A 26,888-nucleotide genomic window follows, 5' to 3' on the forward strand; every position below is an offset into this window, starting at 1 on the left:
GGCGTGAGTACCTCGGGGAAGGGGACGGACGACGAAGGAGAAGGCGGATCCGAAGAGGGAAGAGTCACTTGCCGTAGGCGAGCATCAACTTCTCCTTCGTGTCGTCGTTTCCGCTCAGCCGCGTGGTCGAGATGTAGAAGCGCCCGTCGACCCAGTCGGTGTCCTTGGAGAAGAAGCCGTTCTCGATGTCCGCGGCGGCCTGCGGGTTCTGGAGCAGCTTGACCGGCTTGTGGCTGCTGCCGCCGGTCGGGATGGACACGATCTGGCCGCCCGCGTCGTACGACGGCTGCACATAGGCGATGAGCTTGCCGCCCTCGACCTTCATCGGCAGCATCGACTCGTCGGCCGGGGACTTCACCCGCCACTTCTCCTTGCCGTCGGCGAGGTTGACCGCGACGATCTCGTTGGCGCCGGTGGTCGCCTCCGTCGGGAGGTAGAGCGTGGTGTCGTCGACGGCGACTCCCTGGCAGCCCTGGAGGTCGCGTTCGAGGATGGCCCAGCCGCACTCGGGGGCGAAGTCCTCGTCGAAGCCGACCTGCGAGCGGAACTTGCCGCCGGAGGTGAAGGTGGAGATGTTCCAGGCCTTCTTGTCCTTGTTGGTGCTGTAGACGACCAGCGGGCTGACCGAGTAGGTGCGCGCGACCCGCCAGCCCTTGTCGAACGGCTGGGTCCAGCGGACCTTGCCGGTCTTCGGGTCGAGCTCCTGCACCTCGTCGTGCTCCTTGTCGGTGCCGGCACCGCAGGAGGCTACGGCGATCAGCTTCTCGCCGCCGGCGAACGCGGAGGGGAAGCAGGCGCTGCCGTAGCGCTTGTGGTCGAAGAGCTTGTCGCCGTTGGTGACGTCGTAGGCCGTGCCGGACTGGGAGCGGCCCACCATCAGCGTCTTGCCGGTGATGGACAGTTCGACGGAGAGCGTGGAGTCGAACAGGGCACCGTCGCCCACCTCCCCCTTCCAGCCCTTCTCGCCCGTGTTGAGGTCGACCTCCTGGAGCTGATTGCACTTGGCACGGTCGCTGCTGCCGCTCATGTACGCGACGACGATCTTGTCGTCGGACGTCTTCTGCGGGGTGGTCGCGCAGATCTTCTGCGGGAAGGTGATCGCGTCCCAGGCCGGCTTGCCGTCACCGACGTTGTAGGCGAAGAGCTGCTTGTACGCGGCCTTCACCGCCGCCTTGTCGGTGATCCACATGCCGGGGGCGTCGGCGCCGGAACCGGGGGCGTCGGGCGCCTCCTTGTACCAGAGGACCTTCGCCTCGCCTGCCTGGCGGCCCTCGTTGAGGTTCTCCGGGTCCTCGCCGCCGTCGCCGCTGCCGTCACCGGGGTTGGCCGGGGCGGAGGCGCCGGGCTTGCCGTCGTCGGTGGGCTGGGCGATCGGCTTCTTCTTGCCCTTGCCGTCGTCGCTGCCGGTGACCGCCCACACGGAGGCGCCGACCACGAGCAGTGCGGCCACGGCGGCACCGATGATGATGGCCGGCTTGCCCTTGAAGGGGCTGCGCGAACCGCCCCCGGGCGGGGTGCCGGGTGCGCCGGGGTACTGCGGCTGCTGCGGGTAGCCGTAGCCGGGCTGGCCGTAGCCGGGCTGGCCGTACGGACCCGGCTGCTGCGGCTGGCCGTAGGGCCCGGAGTTGTACGGTCCGGGCTGCCCGTACGGCCCGGGCTGCTGCGGGGGCTGCTGGGGATAGCCGTATCCAGGCTGCGGCGGCCCCTGCGGGGGCGGTGGCGTCTGGGGCGGCCCCTGGGGCGGTGGCGGGGTCTGCGGTGCTCCGAAGCCACCGCCCTGCGGCGGCTGGTTCTGCGGTGCTCCGAAGCCACCGTGCGGTGGCTGACTGGGCGGCTGAGTCATCAGCGGCTCCCCCGTTCGATCACTGATTTTTAGCCACGCCCTGAGGTACGCGATGGGCTCAGAGTCGCTTCATGAAGTTCTAAGACGGCTCTTTCTATCACCCGGTTCCGACAGCACACCGGGCCGTGTCATCCCTGTTCCCAAGGGAGGACCGGCCCGTGATGCCGTCGTTATGCGCCTTCACGCACCCTTCACGCGTCCTCGGCGAGTTCCAGCCAGCGCATCTCCAGCTCCTCGCGCTGACCGGCCAACTCACGCAGCTCGGCGTCCAGTTCCGCCACCTTCGAGAAGTCCGTGGCGTTTTCGGCGATCCGGGCGTGCAGCTTGGTCTCCTTCTCGGAGACCTTGTCGAGCTGCCGCTCGATCTTCTGGAGTTCCTTCTTGGCGGCGCGCTGGTCGGCGGCGCTCTTCTCCGGGGCCGCGGTCCGCGGTGCCGCGGCGGGCGTCGAGGCGGCCGCGGCCTCCTCCATGCGCTGCCGTCGCTCCAGGTACTCGTCGATGCCGCGCGGCAGCATCCGCAGGGTGCCGTCGCCGAGCAGCGCGAACACCCGGTCGGTGGTGCGCTCGATGAAGAACCGGTCGTGGGAGATGACGATCATCGAGCCGGGCCAGCCGTCGAGCACGTCCTCCAGCTGCGTCAGCGTCTCGATGTCGAGGTCGTTGGTGGGCTCGTCGAGGAAGAGGACGTTGGGCTCGTCCATGAGCAGCCGCAACAGCTGGAGCCGCCGCCGCTCACCGCCGGAGAGGTCCCCGACCGGCGTCCACTGCTTCTCCTTGGTGAAGCCGAACGTCTCGCACAGCTGTCCGGCGGTCATCTCCCGCCCCTTGCCCAGGTCGACGCGCTCGCGCACCTGCTGCACGGCTTCCAGCACGCGCGTGGCCGGGTCGAGTTCGGCGACCTCCTGCGAGAGGTAGGCCAGCTTGACGGTCTTGCCGACGCGGATGCGCCCGCCCACCGGCTGGGCCTCGCCGTCGGTCCGGGCCGCCTCGGCCATGGCCCGCAGCAGGGACGTCTTACCGGCGCCGTTGACGCCGACGAGACCGATCCGGTCCCCCGGTCCGAGCTGCCAGGTGGCGTGCTTGAGGAGGACCTTGGGGCCCGCCTGGACGGTGATGTCCTCCAGGTCGAACACGGTCTTGCCGAGCCGCGTGGACGCGAACCGCATCAGTTCGCTGCTGTCCCGGGGCGGCGGTACGTCCTTGATGAGCTCGTTGGCGGCCTCGACGCGGAAGCGCGGCTTGGACGTACGGGCCGGTGCGCCGCGCCGCAGCCAGGCCAGCTCCTTGCGGACGAGGTTCTGCCGCTTGACCTCTTCGGTGGCGGCGATGCGCTCGCGCTCGGCACGGGCGAAGACGTAGTCGGAGTAGCCGCCCTCGTACTCGTAGACGTCACCGCGCTGGACGTCCCACATGCGCGTGCACACCTGGTCCAGGAACCAGCGGTCGTGGGTGACGCAGACGAGCGCGGACCGGCGGTTCTGGAGGTGCCGGGCGAGCCAGGCGATGCCCTCGACGTCGAGGTGGTTGGTGGGCTCGTCCAGGACGAGCAGGTCCTGCTCCTCGATGAGCAGCTTGGCGAGCGCGATGCGCCGCCGCTCACCGCCGGACAGCGGCCCGATGACGGTGTCGAGCCCCTTGGGGAACCCCGGCAGGTCGAGTCCGCCGAACAGGCCGGTCAGGACGTCCCTGACCTTGGCGACGCCCGCCCACTCGTGGTCGGCCATGTCGCCGATGACCTCGTGGCGGACGGTGGCCTCGGGGTCGAGGGAGTCGTGCTGCGTGAGCACGCCGATGCGCAGACCGCCGGAGTGCGTGACGCGCCCGGTGTCGGCCTCCTCCAGCCTGGCGAGCATCCGGATCAGCGTGGTCTTGCCGTCGCCGTTGCGGCCGACGACGCCGATGCGTTCCCCTTCGGAGACGCCGAGGGAAACGCCGTCGAGCAGGGCGCGGGTGCCGTACACCTTGCTGACGTTCTCGACATTGACCAGGTTGACGGCCATTTCTCTCCTGACGAGGGGGGTGGATCGACCCTCCAGGGTAGTCGGGCGGCGGGGTGCTCCGGCCGGGGTGTTCAGGAGTGCTCGGCGGCTTCCCGGCGGCGCCACTCGTACCGCCACGTCGCCACGCCCTCCCCCATGGTCGAGAACAACCGGGGGAGCCTAAGTGCCGGGAACCGGCCGCCGCACGGGATCAACGCCCGGCGACCGTCGCCCCGGGTGCCGGGCCCGACGCCGTGCGCACGGTCCGGCACGTGCCGGACGCCACCAGCGCCTGCGCCACCGCGGCCGCCGACTCCGGACCGCGCACGAGGAACGCCGTGGTCGGGCCCGAGCCGGAGACCAGGGCGGCGAGGGCACCGGCGGCGCGGCCCGTGGCCAGGGTGCCGGCGAGTTCCGGGAAGAGCGAGAGGGCGGCCGGCTGGAGGTCGTTGGAGACGGCGGCGGCGAGCGCGTCCGGGTCGCCCTTCGCCAGGGCGGCGAGGAGTTCCTGGGAGGCGACGGGCTCGGGGATGTCCGTGCCCTCGCCGAGCCGGTCGAACTCCCGGAAGACGGCCGGGGTGGACAGGCCGCGGCCGGCCATCGCGAACACCCAGTGGAAGGTGCCGCCGACCTCCAGGGGCGTCAGCTGCTCGCCCCGCCCGATGCCCAGCGCGGCCCCGCCGACCAGGCTGAACGGCACGTCGCTGCCCAATTCGGCGCAGATGCCGAGCAGTTCGTCCCGGGAGGCGCCGGTCCCCCACAGTGCGTCGCAGGCGACCAGCGCGCCGGCGCCGTCCGCGCTGCCGCCCGCCATGCCGCCGGCGACGGGGATGTCCTTGGCGATGTGGATGTGGACGCCGGGCGTCCGGCCGTGCCGCTCGGCTAGCGCTTCGGCCGCCCGTGCGGCCAGGTTCGTACGGTCCAGGGGGACCTGGTCGGCGTCCGGGCCCTCGCAGGTGACGCGGAGCTCGTCGGCCGGGGTGACGGTGACCTCGTCGTAGAGGCCGACCGCGAGGAAGACGTTGGCCAGGGGGTGGAAGCCGTCGGGGCGGGCTGGGCCGACCGCCAGCTGGACGTTGACCTTGGCGGGGACCCGGACCGTCACGCTCACGCGGACTCCTCCTCCTGCTGCTGGTTCTGCTTGTGCTCGGCGATCCGCGCGAACTCCTCCACGGTCAGCGACTCGCCCCGCGCCTGCGGTGAGACCCCGGCGGCGACGAGGGCCGCCTCCGCGGCGGCGGCGGACCCGGCCCAGCCGGCGAGCGCGGCCCGCAGCGTCTTGCGGCGCTGGGCGAAGGCGGCGTCGACGACGGCGAACACCTCGCGCCTGGAGGCCGTCGTCTTCATCGGCTCGCTCCGGCGGACGAGGGAGACCAGGCCGCTGTCGACGTTGGGCGCAGGCCAGAAGACGTTCCGTCCGATGGCGCCGGCCCGCTTGACCTCGGCGTACCAGTTGGCCTTGACCGACGGGACGCCGTACACCTTCGAGCCGGGCGGGGCGGCGAGGCGGTCGGCGACCTCCGACTGGACCATGACCAGGGTGCGTTCGATGCTCGGGAAGACTTCGAGCATGTGCAGCAGGACCGGGACGGCCACGTTGTAAGGGAGGTTGGCGACCAGCGCGGTCGGGGCGGGGCCGGGCAGCTCCGTGACGTGCATCGCGTCGGAGTGGACGAGGGCGAACCGGTCGGCGCGGTCGGGCATGCGGGCCGTGATGGTCGCGGGCAGCGCGGCGGCGAGCACGTCGTCGATCTCGACGGCCGTGACGCGGTCGGCGACCTCCAGCAGGGCGAGCGTCAGTGACCCGAGGCCCGGCCCCACCTCGACGACCACGTCGTCGGGGTGGACCTGTGCGGTGCGGACGATACGGCGGACGGTGTTCGCGTCGATCACGAAGTTCTGGCCGCGTTGCTTGGTGGGGCGTACGCCGAGGGCTGCCGCGAGTTCGCGGACGTCGGCGGGGCCGAGGAGGGCGTCGGGGGTGGGGCTGGTCACGGGGACAAGGGTACGGGGGGTTTGGGGTCGGGTTTCTTGGTCCTCGGCGGTGGGGCCGGGGGCGGGGGGTGCGCGGCTCGGCGGAGCGGGGTGCCGCTGCGCCCACCCGTGCCGCCCTTGGCGGCACGATTGCCCGCAGCTGGGCCGGACTGGCGCCCCGCAGCTGGCCTCACCCGCGCAGGCGGCCCCCGCAGTGCGGCCAAGGGCTCGTCCCCCGCCGCACATACAGCTTCTTCGCGCGGTACGTCTGTTCCGCTGCCGGGGCGTCCTGGGGGCGGCCCTTGCCGCCGAGGGCCTGCCAGGTCTGGGTGTCGAACTGGTAGAGGCCGCCGTAGGTGCCCGACGAGTCGACCGCGTCGGGGCGGCCGCCGGACTCGCAGGCCGCGAGGGCCTGCCAGTCGAGGTGGTCGGCGCCCCGCACGGACGTCGGTCGCGGCTTCGTGCCGACCTTCACCACTTGCGGGCGTGGTTCGCGCACCACCTCGGACCGGATCCGGCGCGGCTTCTGCTTGACGCCGTTGACGGTGCGCAGGGAGTAGGTGACCCGGCGCAGGCCGGGCCGGCCCGCCTCTTCGACGACCTCCGTGCCGCGGAACAGGGTCGGGTCGCCGGTCCGCCGCACCTGGAACGGGATCTGCTCCTCTCGGACCTCCTTGCCGTCGGTGATCCGCAGCACCGTGACGGTCTGCCCGTCGCGCGGGAAGCTCCCCTGCGGGACGGACGTGGTGTCCTGGCCGCGCAGGGTGATCCCGGCCTCCTCGACGGCCTCCCGCACGGTCGCCGCGTTGGTGCGGACGGTGCGGGCCCGGCCGTCCGCCATGATCGTGACCGTACGTTCGGTCCGCACGTCCAGCGCGAGCCCTTCCCGCCCGATACGCCGGGAGCGCGACGTGGACACGTACGCGCCTTCCTGTCGCACCCCCAACTGCCGGAGCGCTCCCTCCACGGTGTGTGCCGTCGTCCACACCTCGCTCCGCTGTCCGTCAAGGGTGAGCCGCAGGGGGCGGCCGTAGTGCACGGCGACCTCGTCGCCGCTCGTGAGCTCCGTGCCGGGTCCGGGTGCCACCACGTCGTGGGCGCCGACGTCGACGCCCTCCTCCGCCAGCAGCTCGGTGACGTCGTCGGCGAAGGTGTGCAGGGTGCGCGCCTTGCCGTCGACGTTGAGCTCGATCGCCTTGTCCTTGGCGACGAACGCCGTGGTGCCGCCCGCCAGGAAGGCGACGACCAGGGCCTGCGGGAGCAGCCGCCGCATGGAGCCGTCGCCCGGCCGCTCGGCGTACCGCGCTTTGCGCCGACGCGCGGACCGCCGGTGCGAGCCGGTGCGCGCCGCGGCGCGGGCTTCGGCGCGCGCTTCCGCGCGCGTTGTGCGCGCGCCGGTCGCGGGTGGTGCCGCATCGTCGTCCGGGGCGCCCTGGCGGGGCAGCCCGGGCAGGGGCGGCACCTCGTAGGCGGGCCGGTAGGTGTCCTCGTGGGCGAGGGGCACCCCGTACCCGAGCGTCTCGGCGCTGCGCAGATCGGCGGGCGGCGCGTCGAAGCCGCCGTACACGGGGTCAGCGTAGGCCGGGCCATACGTCTCGTACGTCTCGAATGTCTCGTACGTTTTGTAGGTCTCGTACTGCGAGTTGCTCACGCCGACACGCTCCAGGGGCCGGAGGGGGTCCAGAGGGGTCCGGATCGGGCCCCCAGAACCTAGCGGAGCGTTCGTCACTCTCCAAAGCGACGCGACTACGCACAGTAGTACGGCGCGGTCAGTAGCCGAAGGCGCGCGCCGTGTTCTCCGCGAGAGCCGTCCCCAGCGTGTCCTCGTCGACGCCGCGCACCTCGGCCATGGCCCGCACGGTGATCGGCACGAGGTACGGGGCGTTGGGCCGGCCGCGGTACGGCACCGGGGTGAGGAAGGGTGCGTCCGTCTCCACCAGCAGCAGTTCCGGCGGGGCCACCGCCACCGCGTCCCGCAGGTTCTGGGCGTTCTTGAAGGTGACGTTGCCGGCGAAGGACATGAAGTAGCCCGCGCTCGCGCAGATCTCCGCCATCTCGGCGTCGCCGGAGTAGCAGTGGAAGACGGTCCGCTCGGGGGCGCCCTCCTCCTTCAGCACGCGCAGGACGTCGGCGTGGGCGTCGCGGTCGTGGATGACCAGGGCCTTGCCGTGCCGCTTGGCGATCTCGATGTGGGCGCGGAAGGACCGCTCCTGCGCGTCCTTGCCCTCGAGGCCGGTGCGGAAGTAGTCGAGGCCCGTCTCACCGACTCCCTTGACCTGGGGCAACGCGGCCAGCCGGTCGATCTCGGCGAGCGCGTCGTCCAGGGCCGCCCGGCCGCCGGGTTCGCGCGCGCCCTGCCTCGACCAGCCGTCGGGGTCGCCGTGGACGATCCGGGGCGCCTCGTTCGGGTGCAGGGCGACCGTCGCGTGGACGGCGTCGTACGCGGCCGCCGTCTCGGCCGCCCAGCGGGAGCCCTCGAGGTCGCAGCCGACCTGCACGACCGTCGTCACTCCGACCGACGCCGCCTTCGCCAGCGCCTCCTCGACCGTGCCGGACTGCATGTCCAGATGGGTGTGGGAGTCGGCGACCGGCACCCGGAGGGGGTCCGGGAGCGGGGGCGCGGCGTGCTTGCCGGAGTCGTTCGAAGGCATGCCCCGATCCTACGAAAGGGCGACGCCCTCCCCGGCAGGGGAGGAGCGGGGAGGGCGTCGACAAGGAGAGCCGGACGGGTCAGCTCGCCTTGCGCTGGAAGGGATGCAGCAGGTCGGACAGCTGCCAGTGGTGGTGCTCGGGCTGCTCACCCGTCCCCTCGGCGTCCGCCCCCGGGGCCTCCACGGGCCCGGCGGGCGGCGGCACGCGGTTATGCCGGTACTCCGCGTTGCGCGCCGACTCGACCCGGCCGGGCCGCATGATCCGTACGACGTGTCCGTCGCAGTTCTGGCACGTGGGCTTGCTCAACGGGGAGGGCACGACCTTGCCGTCCGCCACGTAGAAGACGAACTCGTGTCCCGCGGCGTCCGTGTGGTGCTCTATCTCGTAGGACTGCTCCCAGCCGTACCCGCAGCGCATACAGGCGAAGGAGTACGACTCGTTGACGACGGCGTTCGCGCCGGCGCGGAGCCCGGTCTGCCCTGCGATCTCACTCATGCCAGCTCCTGTTCCGCTGTGGCGTGAGGACGATTCCGTCCCCGCAACCCAGTGGACTCCTCGGCCGGACCGAAGGCAGCAGACCTGTCGACTATTGGCGCCGTTTTGGGGGTTCCTTGCCCCAGCTCCCCGTCGCCTTTGCCCACCCATGGGGCGCACGCTCATTCGACATGCGCCGTGCTCAGAGGTACTCAGCGCCCTTTCAGGGGCGCGACCCAAGGGGCGCGGGGAACCGCACGACCAGCCCAGGACGACCCGCGGCCCGCAGCGCCCACCCGCCCCCAAGTGGAACCCGGCTATGTCGCCGCGTTCTTCGCGGCAACCACCGCATCGAAAACCTGCCGCTTCGGCACCCCGGCCTCCTGAGCCACCGCGGCGATCGCCTCCTTGCGCCGCTCCCCGGCCTCCTCCCGCACCCGGACCCGCCGCACCAGCTCCTCCGCCCCGACTTCCTCGGCCCCCCGCTCCGGCGCCCCCTCCACCACCACGGTGATCTCCCCGCGCACACCTTCCGCGGCCCAGGCCGCCAGCTCGCCCAGTCCCCCGCGCCGTACTTCCTCGTACGTCTTCGTGAGCTCCCGGCACACCGCGGCCCGCCGCTCCGCCCCGAACACCTCGGCCATCGCCGCGAGCGTGTCGTCGAGCCGGTGCGGGGCCTCGAAGTAGACGAGCGTGCGCCGCTCCCCGGCCACCTCCCGCAGCCGCCCCAGCCGCTCCCCGGCCTTGCGCGGCAGGAACCCCTCGAAGCAGAACCGGTCGACGGGCAGACCCGACAGCGCGAGCGCGGTGAGCACGGCGGACGGCCCGGGCACGGCGGTGACCCGGACATCCCGCTCGACGGCGGCGGCGACCAGCCGATAGCCGGGGTCGGACACCGACGGCATCCCCGCGTCCGTGACGAGCAGCACCCGCGCCCCGCCCACCAGCTCTTCCACCAGCTCCGGCGTCCGCGCGGACTCGTTGCCCTCGAAGTACGACACCACCCGCCCCTTGGGCGTGACGCCGAGCGCCTGGGTCAGCCGCCGCAGCCGCCGCGTGTCCTCGGCGGCGACGACATCGGCTCCGGCCAGTTCCTCGGCGAGCCGGGGCGGGGCGTCCGCGATGTCGCCGATGGGGGTGCCTGCGAGTACGAGGGTTCCGGTCACGCCCCCCATCCTCCCAGGGGCCGAGGACGGGGACGCATACCGGCCATGCACGGGACTCACACAGCACGGTTCCCTACGATGGCGCGGTGACCAGTACCGCGTCCTCCACGGACACCCGGCAGGGCCAGGCGCCGCACGAGCAGCGGCCGCCCTGGCAGCAGCGGCTGCGCCGCTTCGGCTACCAGCAGCCAAGAAGCGACGCCCGCGACGTCCGTGACCGGCTGGTGCCGCCGTACACCGAGCCCGGCCCGCGCCTGTGGGCCGCGCTCGGCATCCCGCACACGCTCGCGGGGCGGCTGGTGCGCTGGTCGGGCTGGATCGGCCCGCTGCTCGTCACCCTGCTGGCGGGCGTGCTGCGGTTCTGGAACCTGGGCAACCCCAAGGCGGTGATATTCGACGAGACGTACTACGCCAAGGACGCTTGGGCGCTCGTCCACCGCGGTTTCGAAGTCAACTGGGACAAGAAGGCCAACGACCTGGTCCTCTCGTCCGGCGGGCACGTCACCATCCCGACGGACGCGGCGTACGTCGTGCACCCGCCGGTCGGCAAGTACGTCATCGGGCTCGGCGAGCTGCTGTTCGGTTTCGACCCGTTCGGCTGGCGGTTCATGACGGCGCTGCTCGGCACGCTGTCCGTGCTGCTGCTGTGCCGGATCGGCCGCCGGCTGTTCCGCTCGACCTTCCTCGGGTGCCTGGCGGGCGCGCTGATGGCGGTGGACGGCCTGCACTTCGTGATGAGCCGCACGGCGCTGCTCGACGGCGTGCTGATGTTCTTCGTGCTGGCCGCGTTCGGCTGTCTGCTCGTCGACCGGGACAAGGCCCGCGAGAAACTCGCCGCGGCGCTCCCGGTGGACGCCGACGGCCGGGTCCGTCCCGACCGGCACGTCGCCGAGACGGCACGCCTGGGGTGGCGCCCCTGGCGCTGGGCGGCGGGCCTGATGCTGGGCCTGGCCTTCGCCACGAAGTGGAACGGCCTCTACATCCTGGCCGCGTTCTGCCTGATGGCGGTCCTGTGGGACGTCGGCTCACGCAGGGTCGCCGGCGCCCGGCACCCGTACTCGGCGGTGTTCAGGCGCGACACGGGCCTGGCGTTCGTCGCCACGGTCCCGGTCGCGATCGTCACCTACGTGCTGTCCTGGACCGGCTGGATCCTCTCCCCCACCGACGGCTCGGGCGGCTACTTCCGCAACTGGGCCGCGACCGACGGCAAGGGCGGCAACTGGACCTTCCTGCCCGACTGGCTGCGCAGCCTGTGGCACTACGAGCACCAGGTCTACGAGTTCCACGTCGGCCTGTCCTCGCCGCACACCTACCAGTCCAACCCGTGGAGCTGGCTGGTCCTGGGCCGCCCGGTGTCGTACTTCTACGAGTCCCCCGCGCCCGGCCGGGACGGCTGCCCCGCGGACGCCGGCGAGAAGTGCGCCCGCGAGGTCCTGGCCCTCGGCACGCCGGTGCTGTGGTGGGTCGCCTGCTTCGCGGTCCTCTACGTCCTGTGGCGCTGGCTGCTGCGCCGCGACTGGCGCGCGGGCGCCATCGCCTGCGGCATCGCGGCCGGCTACCTGCCCTGGTTCATGTACCAGGAGCGCACGATCTTCTTCTTCTACGCCATCGTCTTCCTGCCGTTCCTGTGCCTGGCTGTGGCCATGCTCCTCGGCGCGATCATCGGCCCACCCCGCTCCACCGACACCCGCCGCGTCGTCGGCGCCACGGGCGCGGGCGTACTCGTCCTGCTGATCGCGTGGAACTTCGTCTACTTCTGGCCCCTGTACACCGGCACCGCCATCCCGATCGACGACTGGCGGGCGCGGATGTGGCTGGACACCTGGGTCTAGCTGAGAGGATGGCGCGGATCATCACACGAAACGGGGGGCGAGCATGCTCGTGCTCATACTGTCGGTCGTCGTCCTGCTCGTCATCGGCGGCTGCGTCTGCGTCTTCTGGGCGGCCCGGGGCGACGCCCCGCGCTGGGCGCGTGGGGTGGCCAAGGTGACGCTGCTCGGCAGTGAACTGACCCGGAGCGCGAACGGGCGTTCCGGGTCACAGCACAGCAGCGGGGACGACTAGCCGAAGAATCCCGGCACGCTGTCCGGGCGTGGTGCGCGTTCGGTCAAAAATCGAAACAACCGTCCCTGTGGTCACCCTCTGCGCTTAGAGTGCTCGCGGATCGAGCTTTCTGAACGCGTTCAAAGGAGCGTGTGAAGCTCAACGGGAGGGGACCGCCCAATGGGCAAGGGGGTCAAGGCCGCCGTGATAGGCGGCGTGTTCGCGGTGATGGTGGGCGGGGCCGGGTACGGGGCCTACAACATCATGAGCGCGCTGAACGGAGACGGGGGCGGCACGAGCGGGGTGGCCGCGGAGAAGAAGTCGGGGCCGCCCGGCAAGGACGAGGTCCAGGAGACCACGGCCAAGTTCTTCGCGGCCTGGGAGAAGGGCGAGGCCGCGACGGCGGCGTCGTACACGAACAACGACGCGGCCGCCGAACAGCTGCTGACCGCCTTCGGGGACGACGCGCACATCACCGACGTGAAGATCACGCCCGGCGCGGCGAGCGGCACCACCGTGCCGTACACGGTGAAGGCGAAGGTGGCCTACGACGGGAAGTCCAAGCCGCTGAGCTACAGCGGCAAGCTGAAGGTCGTACGCGGTCTCACCACCGGACGGCCGCTGATCGACTGGCAGCCGTCCGTCGTGCACCCCGACTTGAAGAAGGACGACACGCTCGTCACGGAGGAGTCGGCCAACCCGCCCATCGAGGCGGTCGGCCGCGACGGATCCGTGCTGACGAAGGAGAAGTACCCCTCCCTCGGCCCGGTCCTTGACGCCCTGCGCGACAAGTACGGTGAGAAGGCCGGCGGCTCCCCCGGCATCGAGCTGGTCGTCCGGCACACCGGTGGAAGCGCTCCCGACACCCCGCTGCTCACCCTCGCCGAGGGCAAGCCCGGCAGGCTCACCACCACGATCAGCCCGAGCGCGCAGTCGGCGGCCGAGAAGGCGGTCAAGCGCTTCGCCCAGTCGTCCGTGGTGGCCGTCAAGCCGAGCACCGGCGAGGTGCTGGCCGTGGCGAACAACCGTACGGACGGCTTCAACGCGGCCTTCGAGGGCCAGGCGGCACCCGGCTCCACGATGAAGATCATCACCGCCGCGATGCTCATCGACAACGGCGTGACCACGATGAACGGTCCGGCACCCTGCCCGGCCGGCGCCGTGTGGCAGGGCCAGAAGTTCGAGAACATCACCGACATGCGGCCCAACGAGAGCGCCACCCTCGCCAACAGCTTCATGCGGTCCTGCAACACCGCCTTCATCAAGCTCATCGACGAGAAGCCGCTCACGGACGCCTCGCTGACCCAGGAGGCCGAGCAGCGCTTCGGGCTGGGGCAGGACAACTGGAAGACCGGCATCGTCTCCTTCGACGGCAGCGTCCCCGCGGTCAGCGGCCCGGACCGGGCGGCCGGTGCCATCGGGCAGGGCCAGGTGCAGATGAGCCCGCTGAACATGGCCTCGGTGACCGCCACCGCGATCACCGGCACCTTCCGCCAGCCCTATCTCGTCTCGCCGAAGCTGGACGACCGCCAGCTGGCCCAGGCCGAGGGCCTGAAGGCGAGCACCGCCGCCCAGCTGAAGCAGATGATGCGGCTCACCGCCACCCAGGGCACCGCCCAGGAGGCCATGGCCGGGCTCGGCGGCGACATCGGCGCCAAGACCGGTTCCGCCGAGGTCGACGGGAACGCCAAGTCCAACAGCTGGTTCACCGGGTTCCGTGACGACATCGCGGCGGCGGCCATGACCGAGCAGGGCGGCCACGGCGGCGACGCGGCCGGGCCGATTGTCGCAGCCGTGCTACGAACGGGTGGCTGATCTCACCTCCGCCGGACGGGACTCTAGGGTGGTGGCCGTCGTTGGGACAGCCGAGGGCAACGGGGACCCTGGGGATTCGTGGAGGAACGAACAGCTGTGGGCAACAGAAGGCGCGTCGCCGAGCGAGGGAAGACGAGGCCCGCCGTGATCGGCGGGGTGATCGCCGTGGTCGTCGGCGCTGCCGGGTTCGGCGCCTACGCGCTGTACGGCGGCGCGTCGGCCGACGACGGCACCCGGGCGGCCTCCACCGACCAGAAGCCCGAGGTGAAGACCGGGCCCTTGTCGGCGACCGAGGTCACCACCACCGCCAAGGCCTTCCTCACCGCCTGGCAGTCGGGGAAGGTCACCGAGGCCGCCGCGGCCACCGACGACTCGGCCGCGGCGAAGTCCCTGCTCACCGGCTACACCAAGGACGCCCGTATCAAGGACGTCACCCTCACCCCGGGCACGCCCACGGGCGACAAGGTGCCGTTCTCCGTCAAGGCCACGGTGTCGTACAAGGACACCGAGAAGCCGCTGGCGTACGACAGCGCACTGACCGTCGTCCGCCGCACGAGCGACGGCAAGCCGCTGGTCGACTGGCACTCGGCGGTCGTCCACCCCGACCTGAAGGACGGCGACAAGCTGGTCACCGGCGAGGCGGGCACGCCCCCGGTCAAGGCGCTCGACCGGGACGGCGGCGAACTGACCAAGAAGAAGTACGCCTCGCTGGGGCCCGTCCTGGACGGGCTGCGCGAGAAGTACGGCAAGCGTGCGGGCGGCAAGGCCGGCATCGAGCTCCGGGTCGAGCGCGGGAAGTCCGCGAAGTCGGACGACCTGTCCGACAAGACCCTGCTGGAGCTGAGCAAGGGCACGCCCGGCACGGTGAAGACCACGCTGGACCCGGCCCTCCAGACGGCGGCCGAGAAGCAGGTCGCGAAGAAGCCCCGGTCGTCGGTGGCCGTGGTGCGGCCCTCGACCGGCGAGATCCTGGCCGCCGCCAACGCCTCGCCCGGCTTCAACACCGCCTTCCAGGGCTCCCTGGCCCCCGGCTCCACGATGAAGGTCATCACCGCGTCGCTGCTGCTCGAGAAGGGCCTGGCGTCGGCGGACAAGAAGCACCCGTGCCCGAAGTACTTCACGTACGGGCACTGGAAGTTCCAGAACGACAAGAAATTCGAGATCAAGGACGGCACGTTCAAGGCGAGCTTCGCCCGCTCCTGCAACACGGCCTTCATCAGCCAGGCGCCCAAGCTCAAGGACGACGACCTGACCAAGCAGGCCCAGCAGGTCTTCGGCCTGGGGCTGAACAACTGGGCGATCGGTGTGCCGTCCTTCGACGGCGCGGTGCCGGTGCAGTCGGCTGCCCAGATGGGCGCCTCGCTGATCGGGCAGGGCGGGGTCCGGATGAACCCGCTGAACATGGCGTCGGTGTCGGCGACGGTCGAGTCCGGCACCTTCCACCAGCCGTACCTGGTCTCCCCGGACGTGGACGGCCGCAAGCTCGCGACGGCCTCACGCACGATGTCGGCGGGCACGCTGTCCCAGCTGCGTGAGCTGATGTCGTACACGGCCGACTACGGCACGGCCGCGGAGGCGATGGCCGGGGTGAGCGGCGACGCCGGCGCGAAGACCGGGTCCGCCGAGGTCGACGGGCAGAAGAAGCCGAACGGCTGGTTCACCGCCTACCGGGGCGATCTGGCGGCCGCGGGCGTGGTCCAGCAGGGCGGCCACGGCGGCGAGACGGCCGGGCCGATGGTGGCGGCACTGCTGAAGATGGGCGGCTGAGCCCCGAGTCGAAGCTCAGTGAGTCACCGGTTCCGCGGCGGCCATGTACGTCCGCCGCAGGAACCGCAGCAGCGCCTGCCGCTCGAACTGCACCACCGACACCCCCTGCGCGGAGTGGAACTCCACGACGGCCTGCACCCGGCCGCACGGCCACACCCGGACCTCACCGCTGCCGGTGGGGGCCCGCAGCCCCTCCTCCAGCAGCCGGCGGTCGAAGGTCCACTCGCGCGCCCCGGCCCCGGGCAGCCCGATCCGTACGGCGCCCGGGTCCCGCTCGGGGTCGTAGCGCAGAGTGACCGGAACCGCTTCCTGCTCCGCGTCCAGCGGGACGTCCGCGTCCGTGACGATGCGAGCTCGGGCGTACTGCTCGACTACGGACATCCGACGGCCCTTTCACCGTGCGCCACCTGTGTGGAGAGTGTGCGTCCACTCCCCCTCCAATGTCGCATATTTTCCGGATCGCGCCCCCGGAGACCGGACATATCACGGATGAGATAAAACGAGCATCACGCTCTTGCAAATCATTCGCATCAAGCCACATCATCGAACGGTGCATGTACCTGACGGATTCATCAACGCGCCCACCTCCGCCGCCACCGGTGTGATCGCCGCGGGCGCCGTCGCCGTGAGCCTGCGCGGCGCGCGCCGGGAACTCGACGAGCGGACGGCACCGCTGGCCGGACTCGTCGCGGCGTTCATCTTCGCGGTGCAGATGCTGAACTTCCCCGTCGCGGCGGGGACCAGCGGCCATCTGCTCGGCGGTGCGCTCGCCGCGATACTCGTCGGCCCCTACACAGGGGTCCTGTGCGTCTCCGTCGTCCTGCTCATGCAGGGCATCCTCTTCGCGGACGGCGGCCTGACCGCGCTCGGGGTCAACATCACCAACATGGCGATCGTCACCACGGTCGTCGCCTACGCCCTCTTCCGCGGCCTGGTGAAGGTGCTGCCCCGCAGCCGCCGGTCGGTCACCGTGGCCTCCTTCGTCGCCGCCCTGGTCTCCGTGCCGGCCGCCGCCCTGGCCTTCACGCTGATGTACGCGGTCGGCGGCACCACCGACGTGTCGATCGGCAAGGTCGCCACCGCCATGGTCGGTGTGCACGTCCTGATCGGCATCGGCGAGGCCGTGATCACCGCGTTGACCGTCGGCTCGGTCATCGCCGTACGCCCTGACCTGGTGTACGGCGCGCGCGGCCTCACGCAGAAGCTCAAGCTGCGGGTGAACGGCGAACTCGTCGACGCGCCGCCGGCCGAGCCGGAGCCCGCCCCCGTGGCCGCCCGGACCTCGCACCGCAAGGTGTGGGCGGCGGGCCTGGTCGCCTCCCTGGTCCTGGCCGGGTTCGTCAGCTTCTACGCGTCCGCCGACCCCGACGGCCTGGAGAAGGTCGCAGCCGACCACGGCATCGACAAGAAGGCCGAGGAGCACGCGGTGGCCGACTCCCCGCTCGCCGACTACGGCGTCGAGGACGTCGACGGCGCCCGCCTGTCCGGGGGGCTGGCGGGCGTCATCGGCGTCGGGGTCACGGTCGTCGCGGGCAGCGCGGTCTTCTGGGCCGTGCGCCGTCGCCGTTCGGACGACACGTCCCCGTCGAACACGGCGGACACGACCGGCACGACCGGCACGATTGGCACCTCGGCCACGTCGGGCACGACGAGCAGCACGAGCGTCTGACATGGGAGCAGGGCACGCGCACAAGCTCTACCGGCACGGGCACTCGCCCGTGCACGGCCTGCCGCCGCACACCAAGCTCGCCGCCGTGTTCGCCTTCGTGGTGGTCGTGGTGTCGACACCGCGGGAGGCGATGTGGGCGTTCGGGCTGTACGCCGTGCTGCTCGGGGCCGTGGCGTGCGTCGCGCGCGTACCCGCCGGGTTCCTGCTGAGGCGGCTGCTGATCGAGGTGCCGTTCGTCGCGTTCGCGGTGCTGATGCCGTTCGTGGCGGAGGGCGAGCGGGTCGACGTCCTCGGTATGTCCCTGAGCGTCAACGGCCTGTGGGGCGCCTGGAACGTGCTCGCCAAGGGCACGCTCGGCGTCGCCGCCTCCGTCCTCCTCGCCGCCACCACCGAGCTGCGCGAACTCCTCCTCGGCCTCCAGCGGCTCAGGCTCCCGCCACTCCTCGTGCAGATCGCGTCCTTCATGATCCGCTACGGCGACGTCATCACGGACGAGATGCGGCGCATGCGGATCGCCCGGGAGTCGCGCGGCTTCGAGGCGAAGGGCGTCCGGCACTGGGGCGTCCTGGCCAAGTCCGCGGGCGCCCTGTTCATCCGCTCCTACGAGCGCGGCGAGCGCGTGCACCTGGCCATGGTCAGCCGCGGGTACGCCGGCTCCATGCCGGTCATCGACGAGGTGACCGCGTCCCGGGCGCAGTGGACGTACGCCCTCGCCCTGCCCTGTGCCGCCCTCGTCGTGTGTCTGCTGGGATGGACCCTGTGACTGATGTGACCCCTTCACTGGACGTGGCCGGTCTGGCCTTCGCCTACCCCGACGGGCACCAGGCGCTCTTCGGCGTCGACTTCTGCGTCGCGCGCGGCGAGCGGGTCGCGCTGCTCGGCCCGAACGGCGCCGGAAAGACGACCCTCGTGCTCCACCTCAACGGCATCCTGACCGGCGGCACCGGCACGGTGAAGGTGGCCGGGCTGCCCGTCGGCAGGCAGCACATGGCGGAGATCCGGCGCCGGGTCGGCATCGTCTTCCAGGACCCGGACGACCAGCTCTTCATGCCGAGCGTCCGCGAGGACGTGGCGTTCGGGCCCGCCGCGGCCGGGCTGAAGGGGCCGGAGCTGGAGAAGCGCGTGGACCGGGCGCTGGCGCGGGTCGGCATGGCGGAGTTCAAGGACCGCCCGCCGCACCACCTCTCCTTCGGCCAGCGCCGCCGGGTGGCCGTGGCGACCGTGCTCGCCATGGAACCGGAGATCCTCGTCCTCGACGAGCCCTCCTCCAACCTCGACCCCGCCTCCCGCCGCGAACTGGCCGACATCCTCCGCTCCCTCGACGTGACCGTGCTGATGGTCACGCACGACCTGCCGTACGCCCTGGAACTGTGCCCGCGCTCCCTGATCCTCAGCGAGGGCGTGATCGCGGCGGACGGCCCGACCGGCGAACTGCTCTCCGACGAGGAACTGATGCGCGCCCACCGGCTGGAGCTGCCGTTCGGTTTCGATCCGCGTACCGTGCCGGCCGCTCCGGCCCGTCCGTGACAATGAGCGCGTGACGAAGACAATGAGCGCGTGACGAACGAGGAGACCGAGAGCTCGCTGCTGCTGGACCAGCAGCTGTGCTTCGCGCTGTACGCCGCCCAGCGCGCGGTGACGGCGGCGTACCGCCCGCTCCTCGACGAACTCGGCCTCACCTATCCGCAGTACCTCGTCCTGCTGGTCCTCTGGGAGCGCGGGCAGACCACGGTCAAGGAGCTGGCGGCCGCGCTGAGGCTCGACTACGGCACGGTGTCGCCCCTGCTGAAGCGGCTGGAGGCGGCGGGTCTCGTACGGCGTGAACGGTCGGCCCGGGACGAGCGGTCGGTGCTCGTGGCGGTGACCGGGCGCGGGGAGGAACTCCGGGAGCGGGCGGCGAGCGTGCCCGGCGCGCTGGCCTCGGCGACGGGGCTCGACGGCACGGAGGTCGCGCGGCTCCGCGAGGAGCTGTGGCGGGTGGCGGAGAGGGCCGAGTCGTCAGCGGACCGCGCCCGCTGATCCGCGAAGGGTGTTACCCCCGGTTGCCACCCCCTCGCAGCGACAGGCGGGTTACTGGCCAGTACCTTGTGCACGATGTATTTGCGCGCACTTGTTTCCCGGGGGAGGACAGCATGACTGACGGCCCCGCCGTCGACACCCGCCCGACGAAGATCATGTATGTCGCCGAGGCCACCGCCCACGGCGGCCGCGAGGGCCATGTCACCAGCCAGGACGGCTGGCTCGACCTGAAGGTCGCGATGCCCCCGCAGCTCGGCGGCGACGGCAACGGCACCAACCCGGAACAGCTCTTCGCGGCCGGCTACAGCTCCTGCTTCCACAACGCGCTGATCCTGGTCGGCAACCGCGAGGGCTACGACCTGACCGGCTCCACGGTCTCCGCGAAGGTCGGCATCGGCCCCAACGAGCAGCGCGGCTACGGCCTCGCGGTCGCCCTGAGCGTCTCGCTCCCCGTCCTCGACCCGGACCTCGCGAGCAAGCTGGTGGACGCGGCCCACGAGGTCTGCCCGTACTCGAACGCGACCCGCGGGAACATCGACGTCACGATCGTGCTTGGTTGAAGGGGGAGCGAGTCGGCGAGACGAGGAGTACGGACGTGGACGTGCACGGCACAGTGGCCGAGGGCTTCGAGCCGGTCAGGGACGCGTTCGCACGGAACTTCGCCACGCTCGGGGAGCGGGGCGCGGCGGTCGCCGTCTACCGGGACGGGCAGCGGGTCGTCGACCTGTGGGCCGGCTCGAAGGACGTCGACGGCACGGATCCCTGGGAGCGCGGCACCGCCCAGGTCGTGCGCTCGGCGACGAAGGGTGTCGCCGCCGCCGTACTCCTGCTGCTGCACCAGCGCGGACTGCTGGACCTGGACGCACCGGTGGGCCACTACTGGCCGGAGTTCAAGGCGCGGGGCAAGGAGCGGGTGCTGGTCCGGCACGTCCTGAACCACCGGGCCGGCCTCCCCGTCCTCGACCACCCCCTCACCCCCGAGCAGGCCCTCGACCCGCTCCGGGGCCCGGAGGCGGTCGCCGCCCAGGCCCCCGCCTGGGAGCCGGGCACCGACCACGGCTACCACGCGCTCACCTACGGCTGGCTGCTCGACGAACTCGTGCGACGCGTGACGGGACAGGGCACCGGCGCATGGCTCGCCTCGCAGATCACCGGCCCCCTGGGTCTGGACCTCTGGCTGGGCCTGCCGGACGCGGCGGCCGGCCGGGTCGGACGCGTGGGCCGCGTCGAGGGGCCCGAGCCGGCCGGCGGCCTGCGCGCCCGCCCGAAGCGCTCGGTCACCGAGGCCTACGAGGACCCGGCCTCCCTGACCCGCCGGGCCTTCGCGGCGATCACCCCGTTCCCGGACCAGAACGACCCGGCCTACCGCGCGGCGGCCCTGCCCGCCACCAACGCCATCGCGACGGCGGACGGACTGGCCCGCCTCTACGCGACCCTGATCGGCGACACCGCCGGGGCCTCACGCCTGTTCACACCGGAGACGGTCGAGCTGGCCCGGGCCGAGGAGTCGGCGGGCCCCGACCGCGTCCTGGTGGTCGGCACCCGCTTCGGCCTCGGCTACATGCTGCACGGCAGCGCCTCCCCCTTCCTCACGCCGGGCTCCTTCGGCCATCCGGGCCGCGGCGGCGCCCTAGGCTTCGCCGACCCGGACACCGGGATCGCGTTCGGCTATGTCACCAACGGCTTCCGCAAGACGGTCACGGCGGATCCGCGGGCGCAGGGGCTGGTGCGGGCGGTGCGGGGAGCGCTGGAACTCTAGGCCCTGCCGTCGAATTCCCGTCGTCCGCCCGAAGGGCGGGCCCCGCGGCGTCAGGTGCGTGCTCTCGGCGAGCCGGGCGCAGGCCCTCGTACTGGTCGTGCGTGAGTCTGTGCCCGGTGCGGCGAGAGCACGTCCATGGCGCCGCGGGGCAGGCGGGAATTCGACGACAGGGCCTGGACGTCTTGGACGTCTCTAGACGTGAATCGGGTGGGAGGTCCGCCCCGACGCCTGGTCGATCTCGTCGTGGGCCTTGGTCAGGAGCCGCATGGCGAGCTCGTTGAGCGCCCGGGCGCCGGCGATCTCCTCCCCGACTCTGGGCTGATTGACGTCGGTCCGGTGCCGGCTCGCGTGCCCGTGCGCCCGTACCTCGGTGCCGTCGGGCAGCCGGACCAGCGCCACCGCCTGGGTGTGCTGATCGTCCTCCCGGAACTCCATCTCGACGTGCCATCCCACTGTGGTGTGCATCATGACGATCACCTCCGGAACACTTAGTTCCAGGGTGCTCCTCCCACCGGCTGGACGCACCCGCCTGGCCCGGCCTATCCGGCGTGCAGCATCAGCCCGATCCCGACGACGAGCAGCCCGGCCGCCGCGATTCTCGCGGCCCCGAACCGCTCCTTGAAGAACACGGCCCCGATGGCGGCGCCCACGATGATCGACGACTCGCGCAGGGCGGCGATGGGTGCGAGCTCGGCCCTGGTCTGGGCCCACAGGACGAGGGCGTAGGCGGCGACGGAGAGGGCGGCCCCGATGAGCCCGATCCCGGCGAACGGCCGGAGAACGGCGAAGCTCTCCCTCCTCCAGCGACTCACGGCGCAGGCGGGGATCACGACCCCTTGGACCGCCATCAGCCAGGCGATGTACCCGAGGGAGGAACCGGAGGCGCGCACGCCGAGGCCATCGACGACGGTGTACGCCGCGATCGTCAGGCCGGTCGCGAGGGCCGCTCCGATCGCCGCCCAGTCGGGCCGGCGACCGCGCAGTCCCCACACGGCGACGCCGGTCAGCCCCGTACACGACAGGGCGATACCGGCGGCGGCCCACCCGTCGGGCACCTCGTGCGCGAAGACGGCGGCGAGCACGGTCACGACGAGCGGCGCGGTGCCGCGCGCGATGGGGTAGGCCTGCCCGAAGTCACCCAGCCGGAAGGACTTCATCAGCAGCGCGTAGTAGGCGATGTGTATGGCGGCGGAGCCGAGCAGATACGGCCATGCCCGGGCCGCCGGAAACGCCACGAAGGGCGCCAGGGCCAACCCGATGACCACCCCGCCGCCCGAGATCAGCGCGAACCCGGCCAGCTTGTCGGTGATCTTGTGGGCGATGGCGTTCCAGCTGGCGTGCGTGACGGCGGCGAGCAGGACGGCGGCGGTGACCAGGGGCGTCACGCGGAGAGCTCGCGCACGTCCACGAGGGTGCCGCCGGCGTGGGTGACGAGGTCGTGGGGCGCCATGGGGAACACGGTGTACGGCGTCCCGGCGGCGGCCCAGACGACGTCGTGCCCGAACAGGGACCGGTCGGCCAGCACACGCGTTCTCGTCCTGTGCCCGAAGGGCGGCACCCCGCCGATGGCGTACCCGGTGGTCTCCCGCACGACATCGGCCTTGGCCCGCGTGACCTTCTCCGCTCCGAGCTCCTTCCGCACGAGCTCGACGTCGACCCGGGAGGCTCCGTCCATGAGCACCAGGACGGGCACCCCTCCCCCAAGCTCTCGGCTGCGCTCGAGCAGGGGGGACCCCCATGCCGCGAAGATCAGCGACTTGCAGATCTGGCTCAGCTCACACCCGAGCGCGGCGGCGGCCTCGGCAGCGGTACGGGTGGCTTCCGGGAACCGGCGGACCTGAGGTACGAGGTCCTCGATCCCCAGCTCCCGCAGGGCCGCGGCGAAACGGGGGTGTACTCCGAAGTTCTCGGCGTCCGTGGCGGCTGTCGTCGTCATGCGGGCACGCTAGCGGTACGTGTACGGCGCACGCGAGGTGGTTTCAGCCGGTGCCGTCCTCCGGCCGGACATCCGCGAACTCCCACCACGCGAGCGGCAGCCAGTCTCCGTCGACGAAACCGTCGACGGACCCTCCGGTGCCCTGGATGGTCACGCGCGTCCCCACCGGATAGACGATGCCGGACAGGCCGGGGACAGATACGAGCAATGTGCCGATACGTCCTGACAAAGCCATTGTTCCTTCCCTCTGTAGATGCAAATCGTCTCATCATGTACCAGCCTGGTATATGACCCACGGCACAGTTGGAGGTGCGTGACGATGAGGGCTGTCGTGTACAAAGGCCCCTTCGAGGTAGCGATAGAGCAAGTGGAGGACCCACGGATCCAGCACCCGAACGATGTGATCGTCCGTGTCACCTCGACCGCCATCTGCGGCTCGGACCTGCACATGTACGAGGGCCGTACCGCCGCGGAACCGGGGATCGTGTTCGGCCACGAGAACCTCGGGGTCGTCGAGGAGACAGGAGAGGGGGTCACCTCGCTCAGCCGCGGCGACCGGGTGGTCATGCCCTTCAACGTGGCATGCGGCTTCTGCAAGAACTGTACGGCCGGCTTCACGGGCTTCTGCCTGACCGTGAACCCGGGCTTCGCCGGCGGCGCCTACGGCTATGTCGCGATGGGGCCCTACGTGGGAGGCCAGGCGGAGTACGTGCGAGTGCCGTACGCCGACTTCAACTGCCTCAAGCTCCCCGAGGGCACAGCGAAGGAGACCGACTTCGTCCTTCTCGCCGACATCTTCCCGACCGGCTACCACGGCAACGAACTGGCCGACGTGCGTCCCGGTGACAGCGTCGCGGTCTACGGCGGCGGCCCGGTCGGGCTCATGGCCGCCTACTCCGCGATGCTGCGCGGTGCGAGCAAGGTGTTCGTGGTCGACCGCGTGGCCGAGCGGCTGCAGAAGGCGCGGGAGATCGGTGCCGTGCCGGTCGACTTCACCCAGGGCAGTCCGGCGGAGCAGATCAAGGAACAGACCGACGGCCAGGGCACGGACAAGGGGATCGACGCCGTCGGCTACCAGGCGCAGGCACAGGGCGAGGACCGCGAGGAACCGGCGACCGTACTGAACTCGCTCGTCGAGACGGTCCGGCCGACGGGCGCGCTCGGCGTGCCCGGCCTGTACGTCCCGCGCGACCCCGGCGGACCGGACGAGCAGGCGAAGCAGGGCATGCTCATGGTCTCCATCGGGCGGCTCTTCGAAAAGGGGCTGCGCGTGGGCACCGGTCAGTGCAACGTCAAGCGCTACAACCGTCAGCTGCGTGACATGATCATCGAGGACCGTGCGCAACCCAGCTTCGTCGTTTCGCACGAGCTTCCTCTCGACCAGGCGCCGACGGCGTACGAGAAGTTCGACAAGCGCGTCGAGGGCTACACCAAGGTCGTCCTCCACCCGCACGCATGAGATGAGCCGGTGAGGGCTCCCCGTCCCCACGGGGCCCTCACCGGCCGGTCTCTCGGGGTGCGGTCAGGCGCGCACCAGTTCCTCGTCCTGGTCCCCGGACGCCGAGCGCAGCCCCTCACCCTCCACGTCCACGTTGGGCAGCGCCCGGTCCAGCCACTTGGGCAGCCACCAGGCCCTGCGGCCGAGGAGGGCCAGGACGGCCGGGACGATGGCCATGCGGACGACGAACGCGTCGAAGAAGACCGCGATCGCCAGGCCGAAGCCGATCATCTTGACCATGGACTCGGACGAACCGATGAAGCCGGCGAAGACCGCCATCATGATCACCGCCGCGGCCGTCACCACCCGGGCGCCGTGCCGGAAGCCCGTCACGATCGCCTGGCCGGCCTTCTCGCCGTGGACGTAGGCCTCCCGCATCCGGGTCACCAGGAAGACCTCGTAGTCCATGGCCAGGCCGAAGACCACGCCCACCATGAAGATCGGCATCATCGACATGACCGGGCCGGTCTGCTCGACGCCCATCAGGTCCGCCAGCCAGCCCCACTGGAAGACCGCGACCACGGCGCCGAGGGCCGCCATCACCGACAGGAGGAAGCCGAGGGCAGCCTTCAGGGGGACCAGGATCGAGCGGAACACCACGATCAGCAGGAGGAAGGCCAGGCCGACCACCAGCACCAGATAGGGGATCAGGGCGTCGTTCAGCTTCTCGGAGACGTCGATGTTCATCGCCGTCTGACCCGTGACCAGCACGTTCGCATCCGAGTCGGCCTTGATCCCGGCGCCCTTGCCGCGGATGGAGTGGACCAGGTCCTCGGTCGCGACCGACGACGGTTTGGAGTCCGGGATGACGGTGATCGTCGCCGTGTCGCCGGCCTTGTTGGGCGCCGGCGGCGTCACCGTGACGACGTCCTCGAGTCCCTTGATCTCGTCGTCGACCGCCGTGAAGGCCGCCTTCGGGTCGTCGCTGTCCTTCGCGTCGACCACGACCATCAGCGGGCCGTTGAAGCCCGGCCCGAAGCCCTCGGAGAGGAGGTCGTAGGCGCGGCGCTGCGTGGTGGACGTCGGCTGGGAGCCGTCGTCCGGCAGACCCAGTTCCAGGCTCGCCGCCGGGACGGCCGCCGCGCCGAGGCCGACGACGCCGAGCAGCAGGACCGCGACCGGGCGGCGCACGACGAAGCTCGCCCAGCGCGTGCCCAGGTTCGGTTTCACCGGCTTGTCCTGCGTCCTGGCCCGGCCGAGCAGCTTGCCCTTCTCCCCTGCCGGCTTCACCCTCCGGCCCGCGTACCCCAGCAGCGCCGGGATCATGGTCAGCGCGATCAGCACCGCGATGGCCACCGTGCCCGCCGCCGCGACGCCCATCTTCGTCAGCATCGGGATGTTGACGACGGACAGGCCCACCAGCGCGATCACGACCGTGAGGCCCGCGAAGACCACCGCGGAGCCCGCCGTGCCGACGGCCCGGCCCGCCGCCTCCTCCCGGTCGCGGCCCTCGGCCAGTTCGGCCCGGTAGCGGGAGACGATGAACAGCGCGTAGTCGATGCCGACCGCGAGGCCGATCATCATCGCGAGGGTGGAGGTCGTCGAGCCCAGGTCCAGCGCGCTGGCCAGCGCCGTGATCGAGGAGACGCCGATGCCCACGCCGATGAGCGCCGTCAGCAGCGGCAGACCGGCCGCGACCAGCGAGCCGAAGGTGATGACGAGGACGACCGCGGCGACCGCGATGCCGATGATCTCGGTGGTGCCGGTGTGCGGGACGGTCTGGAGCGCGTCACCGCCGATCTCGACGGTGAGCCCCGCCTTCCGCGCGTCCTGCGCGGAGTCCTCCAGGGCGTCGCGGGAGGAGTCCTCCAGCTCCATGCCGGAGACCTTGTACGACACCTGCGCGTACGCGATCGTGCCGTCCTTGCTGACGGCCTTCGCCTGGTACGGGTCGGTGACGCGGACGACCTCGGAGCCGTCGGCGAGTTCCTTGACGGTCTCCTGGACGGTCGCCTTGTTACCGGGGTCGGTCATCTTCTCGCCGCTCGGCGCCTTGAAGACGACCCGTGCGGTGGCTCCGTCGGCGCTCGCGCCGGGGAAGCGCTGTTCCAGCAGGTCGAAGGCCTTCTGGGCCTCGGTGCCGGGGATGGAGAACGAGCTGTTGCCGGCGGCGGGGGCGCCGGCCGCGCCGACACCGGCGAGGGTCAGCAGGGCCACCCATATCAGGGCGACGACATGCCGCCGCCGGAACGAGATCCGGCCGAGTTTGCAGAGGAATGTGGCCACGAGGGCGTACTCCCGGTCAGGTCGTGGGTTGGTTCTGGGCAGGGCTGATCAGCCCGACGACGTGAGCG

25 protein-coding genes are annotated in these 26,888 nt (G+C 71.4%); 11 read left to right on the plus strand and 14 right to left on the minus strand.

Annotated elements, in window-relative coordinates:
- Positions 1–64 precede the first annotated feature (64 nt).
- The 8 genes from AOQ53_RS07040 to rsmI all read right to left on the minus strand — a co-directional run bounded on the left by AOQ53_RS07040 (position 65) and on the right by rsmI (position 10,088).
- Complete coding sequence (locus AOQ53_RS07040) at positions 65–1,843, minus strand: outer membrane protein assembly factor BamB family protein (protein WP_059415923.1); 1,779 nt, start codon at positions 1,841–1,843, stop codon at positions 65–67.
- A 191-nt stretch (positions 1,844–2,034) separates the two neighbouring features.
- On the minus strand, positions 2,035–3,843 hold the full coding sequence (locus AOQ53_RS07045) for an ABC-F family ATP-binding cassette domain-containing protein (protein ID WP_059415925.1): 1,809 nt from the start codon (positions 3,841–3,843) through the stop codon (positions 2,035–2,037).
- A gap of 190 nt (positions 3,844–4,033) precedes the next feature.
- Positions 4,034–4,933, minus strand: coding sequence for a 4-(cytidine 5'-diphospho)-2-C-methyl-D-erythritol kinase (locus AOQ53_RS07050; RefSeq protein ID WP_059415926.1), 900 nt, complete (start codon positions 4,931–4,933; stop codon positions 4,034–4,036).
- Positions 4,930–5,817 (minus strand): 16S rRNA (adenine(1518)-N(6)/adenine(1519)-N(6))-dimethyltransferase RsmA, encoded by an 888-nt coding sequence (rsmA, locus tag AOQ53_RS07055; protein WP_059415928.1) that lies wholly within the window; start codon positions 5,815–5,817, stop codon positions 4,930–4,932. The genes AOQ53_RS07050 and rsmA overlap by 4 nt, the downstream gene beginning before the upstream one ends.
- A gap of 169 nt (positions 5,818–5,986) precedes the next feature.
- Complete coding sequence (locus AOQ53_RS07060) at positions 5,987–7,447, minus strand: resuscitation-promoting factor (RefSeq protein ID WP_174523241.1); 1,461 nt, start codon at positions 7,445–7,447, stop codon at positions 5,987–5,989.
- 118 nt (positions 7,448–7,565) lie between these two features.
- Positions 7,566–8,447 (minus strand): TatD family hydrolase, encoded by an 882-nt coding sequence (locus AOQ53_RS07065; RefSeq protein ID WP_059415929.1) that lies wholly within the window; start codon positions 8,445–8,447, stop codon positions 7,566–7,568.
- A gap of 79 nt (positions 8,448–8,526) precedes the next feature.
- Positions 8,527–8,943, minus strand: coding sequence for a hypothetical protein (locus AOQ53_RS07070; RefSeq protein WP_059415930.1), 417 nt, complete (start codon positions 8,941–8,943; stop codon positions 8,527–8,529).
- A gap of 296 nt (positions 8,944–9,239) precedes the next feature.
- The gene (gene rsmI, locus AOQ53_RS07075) at positions 9,240–10,088 is read right to left on the minus strand and encodes a 16S rRNA (cytidine(1402)-2'-O)-methyltransferase (protein ID WP_059415931.1); all 849 of its coding nucleotides are present in this window, start codon (positions 10,086–10,088) and stop codon (positions 9,240–9,242) included.
- An 86-nt stretch (positions 10,089–10,174) separates the two neighbouring features.
- On the opposite strand from rsmI, the gene AOQ53_RS07080 reads away from it, so the two are divergent.
- The 4 genes from AOQ53_RS07080 (at position 10,175) to AOQ53_RS07095 (ending at position 15,713) form a co-directional block, all read left to right on the plus strand.
- Positions 10,175–11,920: a dolichyl-phosphate-mannose--protein mannosyltransferase gene (locus AOQ53_RS07080; protein WP_059415933.1), complete on the plus strand. Its 1,746-nt coding sequence runs from the start codon at positions 10,175–10,177 to the stop codon at positions 11,918–11,920.
- 43 nt (positions 11,921–11,963) lie between these two features.
- Complete coding sequence (locus AOQ53_RS07085; RefSeq protein WP_059415935.1) at positions 11,964–12,152, plus strand: hypothetical protein; 189 nt, start codon at positions 11,964–11,966, stop codon at positions 12,150–12,152.
- Between the two features lie 159 nt (positions 12,153–12,311).
- Positions 12,312–13,946, plus strand: a complete 1,635-nt coding sequence (locus tag AOQ53_RS07090; RefSeq protein ID WP_059415936.1) for a penicillin-binding transpeptidase domain-containing protein — start codon at positions 12,312–12,314, stop codon at positions 13,944–13,946.
- A 96-nt stretch (positions 13,947–14,042) separates the two neighbouring features.
- The gene (locus tag AOQ53_RS07095) at positions 14,043–15,713 is read left to right on the plus strand and encodes a penicillin-binding transpeptidase domain-containing protein (protein WP_059415937.1); all 1,671 of its coding nucleotides are present in this window, start codon (positions 14,043–14,045) and stop codon (positions 15,711–15,713) included.
- 15 nt (positions 15,714–15,728) lie between these two features.
- On the opposite strand, the gene AOQ53_RS07100 is transcribed toward AOQ53_RS07095, so the two are convergent.
- Positions 15,729–16,094, minus strand: coding sequence for an SsgA family sporulation/cell division regulator (locus tag AOQ53_RS07100; RefSeq protein ID WP_059415939.1), 366 nt, complete (start codon positions 16,092–16,094; stop codon positions 15,729–15,731).
- A gap of 169 nt (positions 16,095–16,263) precedes the next feature.
- Here AOQ53_RS07100 and AOQ53_RS07105 point away from each other — a divergent pair, with 169 nt between their 5' ends.
- The 6 genes from AOQ53_RS07105 to AOQ53_RS07130 all read left to right on the plus strand — a co-directional run bounded on the left by AOQ53_RS07105 (position 16,264) and on the right by AOQ53_RS07130 (position 21,160).
- Positions 16,264–17,382 carry an energy-coupling factor ABC transporter permease gene (locus AOQ53_RS07105; RefSeq protein ID WP_059415941.1) on the plus strand — a complete coding sequence of 373 codons (1,119 nt, stop codon included), beginning with the start codon at positions 16,264–16,266 and terminating at the stop codon, positions 17,380–17,382.
- A 1-nt stretch (position 17,383) separates the two neighbouring features.
- A complete protein-coding gene (gene cbiQ, locus AOQ53_RS07110) occupies positions 17,384–18,145 on the plus strand; it encodes a cobalt ECF transporter T component CbiQ (protein ID WP_059415942.1) in 762 nt (253 codons plus the stop codon).
- Complete coding sequence (locus AOQ53_RS07115) at positions 18,133–18,909, plus strand: energy-coupling factor ABC transporter ATP-binding protein (protein WP_059415944.1); 777 nt, start codon at positions 18,133–18,135, stop codon at positions 18,907–18,909. Before cbiQ ends, AOQ53_RS07115 begins: the two co-directional genes overlap by 13 nt.
- Before the next feature lie 30 nt (positions 18,910–18,939).
- Positions 18,940–19,401, plus strand: a complete 462-nt coding sequence (locus AOQ53_RS07120; protein ID WP_059415945.1) for a MarR family winged helix-turn-helix transcriptional regulator — start codon at positions 18,940–18,942, stop codon at positions 19,399–19,401.
- Between the two features lie 113 nt (positions 19,402–19,514).
- Positions 19,515–19,961: an organic hydroperoxide resistance protein gene (locus tag AOQ53_RS07125; protein WP_059415947.1), complete on the plus strand. Its 447-nt coding sequence runs from the start codon at positions 19,515–19,517 to the stop codon at positions 19,959–19,961.
- 35 nt (positions 19,962–19,996) lie between these two features.
- A complete protein-coding gene (locus tag AOQ53_RS07130; RefSeq protein WP_059415949.1) occupies positions 19,997–21,160 on the plus strand; it encodes a serine hydrolase domain-containing protein in 1,164 nt (387 codons plus the stop codon).
- A 192-nt stretch (positions 21,161–21,352) separates the two neighbouring features.
- On the opposite strand, the gene AOQ53_RS07135 is transcribed toward AOQ53_RS07130, so the two are convergent.
- The 4 genes from AOQ53_RS07135 to AOQ53_RS07150 all read right to left on the minus strand — a co-directional run bounded on the left by AOQ53_RS07135 (position 21,353) and on the right by AOQ53_RS07150 (position 23,331).
- Entirely contained in the window at positions 21,353–21,628 is a 276-nt protein-coding gene (locus AOQ53_RS07135; RefSeq protein WP_059416018.1) for a DUF1876 domain-containing protein, read from the minus strand.
- A gap of 71 nt (positions 21,629–21,699) precedes the next feature.
- Positions 21,700–22,545, minus strand: a complete 846-nt coding sequence (locus tag AOQ53_RS07140; protein WP_059415951.1) for a DMT family transporter — start codon at positions 22,543–22,545, stop codon at positions 21,700–21,702.
- Positions 22,542–23,096, minus strand: coding sequence for a YbaK/EbsC family protein (locus AOQ53_RS07145; protein WP_059415953.1), 555 nt, complete (start codon positions 23,094–23,096; stop codon positions 22,542–22,544). The genes AOQ53_RS07140 and AOQ53_RS07145 overlap by 4 nt, the downstream gene beginning before the upstream one ends.
- Positions 23,097–23,139: 43 nt before the next feature.
- Positions 23,140–23,331, minus strand: coding sequence for a hypothetical protein (locus AOQ53_RS07150; protein WP_059415955.1), 192 nt, complete (start codon positions 23,329–23,331; stop codon positions 23,140–23,142).
- Positions 23,332–23,415: 84 nt separating this feature from the next.
- On the opposite strand from AOQ53_RS07150, the gene AOQ53_RS07155 reads away from it, so the two are divergent.
- Positions 23,416–24,555, plus strand: coding sequence for a glutathione-independent formaldehyde dehydrogenase (locus AOQ53_RS07155; protein ID WP_059415956.1), 1,140 nt, complete (start codon positions 23,416–23,418; stop codon positions 24,553–24,555).
- A gap of 63 nt (positions 24,556–24,618) precedes the next feature.
- Here the strand turns inward: AOQ53_RS07155 and AOQ53_RS07160 are convergent, their stop codons facing one another.
- Complete coding sequence (locus AOQ53_RS07160) at positions 24,619–26,820, minus strand: MMPL family transporter (protein WP_059415958.1); 2,202 nt, start codon at positions 26,818–26,820, stop codon at positions 24,619–24,621.
- Between the last annotated feature and the right edge of the window lie 68 nt (positions 26,821–26,888).

It is taken from the genome of Streptomyces azureus, from assembly GCF_001270025.1.
In the GTDB taxonomy this organism is placed as follows: Bacteria; Actinomycetota; Actinomycetes; order Streptomycetales; family Streptomycetaceae; genus Streptomyces; species Streptomyces azureus.